1 protein-coding gene is annotated in these 237 nt (G+C 55.3%); it reads right to left on the reverse strand.

The features are described 5' to 3' along the window. Positions 1–34: 34 nt before the first annotated feature. Positions 35–237: hypothetical protein (locus R0J92_RS26495; RefSeq protein ID WP_411053877.1), on the reverse strand; the 203-nt coding region annotated here is incomplete at its 5' end.

Here is a 237-nt window from a genome sequence, read left to right on the forward strand (position 1 = left end):
CTCAACCGCCGCCGGGTGGAGATAATATTATGTGTCACTTTTCCCTCCCTTTCCATTCCCCAGGCGTCAGAAAGAGGAGGCCCAAAAACAAATGCCCATTCGTCAGGCCAAGCTGAGTTTTCTTCGCGCAAGTGGGCGACGTCATGCGTAAACTACCGCCGTTAAACGCAATTCGACCGTTCGAAGCGGTCGCGCGAAGGCTCAGTTTTGACGAGGCGGCGGAGGAGCTGAGTCTCA

It is taken from the genome of Tritonibacter sp. SIMBA_163 (assembly GCF_046535935.1).
Taxonomy (GTDB): Bacteria; Pseudomonadota; Alphaproteobacteria; order Rhodobacterales; family Rhodobacteraceae; genus Epibacterium; species Epibacterium scottomollicae.